This window comes from Ideonella sp. P3_A4 (genome assembly GCF_056403075.1).
In genome coordinates, this window is the sequence record NZ_JBFUGE010000759.1 from 1 (window position 1) to 2,596 (window position 2,596).

Here is a 2,596-nt window from a genome sequence, read left to right on the forward strand (position 1 = left end):
GCCGTCCGGCGCCACCGAGACCTCGGCCACTTCGGCTACGTAGCTGCCAAAGCTCTGCGCGACCGCGATGCCGCGGTGCATGCCCGCCGGCAGCTTGCCGCCCCAGCCCGCCTTCTGCGCGACCAGCTCAAGCACCGCTTTGTAGCGCGGCTGCTTGCCGAGCAGGCTGCGGCGGAACTCGAGCGGGTCTTTCTTCGCGGCCGCCGCCATCTCGTCGATGAAGCTTTCGATGAAGAAGATGTTCTGCGAGTGACCGACCGAGCGCCAGAACCAGACCTGCGGCCCCGGCTCGACGCGGCCGTAGGCGATGCGAGAGTTCGCGATGTCGTAGGGGTTGTCTTCGATGCCTTCGAGCGCGAACTGGTCGACGCCGCTGTCGGGGATCTTCATGAAGCCCGAGGCGGCCATGATCGATGGCGAGCCGACGTCGATCTTCAGCAGCGTGGGCTTGCCTTGCGCGTTGAGACCGCCCTCGAACTTGGCGATCGAGGCTGGCCGGTAGAAGCCCGCGGCCATGTCGTCTTCACGGGTGTAGATCAGCTTGACCGGCTTGCCCGAGATCTTGGAGAGCAGCGTCGCGTCGATCGTGAAGTCCGGGGCGAAGCGCCGGCCGAAGCCGCCGCCGAGCAGCATCGTGTTGACCTTCACCTTGGCCGGCGTGACCTGCGCCACCTGGCCGAGGATGCCCTGCGCCGGCCCCTGGCTTTGCGTGCCGGCCCAGATCTCGACTTCGTCGCCGCGCACCCAGGCGGTGCAGTTCATTGGCTCCATGCAGGCGTGGGCCAGGTAGGGTGCCTCGTAGACCGCGTCCAGCGTCTTCGTGCTGTTCGCACGGGCATCCTTCAGGTTGCCTTCGTCTTTGGCGACCGCCGCGGCGTTGTTGGCTGCATCGCGCAGCGCGTCGGACACAGCGGGCGAGTTCAACGTCGCCAGCTGACCGAGGTCCCAGGTGATCTCGAGCGCATCGCGCCCTTGCTTGGCCGCCCAGTATCCGGTGGCGAGCACTGCTACGCCGGAGGGCAGCATGACGACTTGCTGCACGCCCTTGATGGCCTTGGCCTTCGCATCGTTGACCGCAGTGGCTTTGGCGCCGGGTTGCGGCGCGCGCGCCATCACAGCCACCAGCATGTCGGGCAGTTGGGCGTCGATCCCGAACTTGGCCGTGCCGTTGATCTTGGCGGCGGTGTCCAGCCGCTTGGTCGGCTTGCCGAGGATCTTGAAGGTCTTGGGATCTTTCAGCTTCGGCGCGGCCGGGACCGGTTGCGTGGCCGCAGCGGTAACCAGTTGGCCGTAGCTTAGCTTCTTGCCGCTGCTGTGGATGACCTGGCCGTTCTCGGTGCGGCACTGGTCGGCACCGACGTTCCACTGAGCGGCAGCAGCGGCCACCAGCATTTCGCGGGCGGCAGCGCCGGCCTTGCGCATCGGCTCCCAATGGGCGCGTATGGTGGTCGAGCCGCCGGTCGCCTGCATGCCGAACATCGGGTTGTTGTAGGCAGCGTCGACCGGGGCTTGCTCGACGCCGACCTTCTTCCAGTCGGCATCCAGCTCTTCGGCCACCAGCATCGGGATCGCGGTCAACACGCCCTGGCCCATTTCGGCGGAGCCGCAGATGACGGTGACGCGGTCGTCGGGCGTAATGCGCAGGTAGGCGTTGGGGGCGAAGGCACCAGGGGCTGCTGCTGCCACGGCGGCGCGGCCGGCCTGCGGCAGCGCAAAGCCAATGATCAGTGATGAGGCGGCCGAGGCCTGCAGGAATTCGCGGCGGGTAGGGGCGTTCATTTCACGCCCCCTTCGCAAGGTGGCCGGCCGCGTCATGGATCGCGGCGCGGATCTGGTTGTAGGTGCCGCAGCGGCAGATGTTGCCGCTCATCGCGCCGTCGATGTCGGCGTCTTTCGGATGCTTGTTCTTGGCCAGCAGTGCGCAGGCGCTCATGATCTGGCCGGACTGGCAGTAGCCGCATTGCGGCACGTCGACTGCGGCCCAGGCCGCTTGCACCACCTTGCCGGTGGGCGTGGCGCCGACGCCTTCGATGGTGGTGACCTTCTTGCCAGCGGCCATCGACAGCGGCGTCGAACAGGAACGGACGGGCTGGCCGTCCAGGTGTACGGTGCAGGCACCGCACAGCGCCATCCCGCAGCCGAACTTGGTGCCGGTGAGTTGCAAGTCCTCTCGCAGCACCCACAGCAACGGACTGTCGGGGGCCGCATCCACCGTCACTTTCTTTCCGTTCACGGTCAAGGTCGTCATCTCGTCTCCTTTGGCGTTGCTCGGGGGGAAGCGCGGGCAACGATACGAAGTCGGGCAGGGGGCGTCAAAGGGTTTTGCAATCTCCAGTGGAGGTGCTCATCCAAGTTCAAACCACCAGCGAGATTGGACTGTTGGTGGTAGGGCAACGCGGGACTGAGGCAGTGCGGGGCGCGGCTTGCGTGGCGGACAGTGGGGATACGCTTGGGGTCACGTTAGACGCTCACCCAAGCGTATCCCCACCGTCCGCTGCGATCCACCGTGGCGGGCAGAGGCGTGCCAGTGGTTCGGTGGGTGGAGTTCGAACGCGCTGCCACGCCACCGACGGTGGCAGCGAGGAAAGGGCATCCG

At 66.7% G+C, this 2,596-nt stretch carries 2 protein-coding genes; both read right to left on the reverse strand.

From position 1 onward, the window contains the following. A partial coding sequence (locus tag AC1DYI_RS32300; protein ID WP_477208202.1) for a xanthine dehydrogenase family protein molybdopterin-binding subunit occupies positions 1-1,779 on the reverse strand: 1,779 nt, incomplete at its 3' end. Position 1,780: 1 nt separating this feature from the next. Further along, positions 1,781-2,248: a (2Fe-2S)-binding protein gene (locus AC1DYI_RS32305; RefSeq protein ID WP_477208203.1), complete on the reverse strand. Its 468-nt coding sequence runs from the start codon at positions 2,246-2,248 to the stop codon at positions 1,781-1,783. Positions 2,249-2,596: the final 348 nt, after the last annotated feature.

Coding starts and splice junctions, on each gene's coding strand:
- AC1DYI_RS32305 (WP_477208203.1), bottom strand. CDS start 2,248: ATGACGACCTTGACCGTGAACGGAAAGAAAGTGACGGTGGATGCGGCC.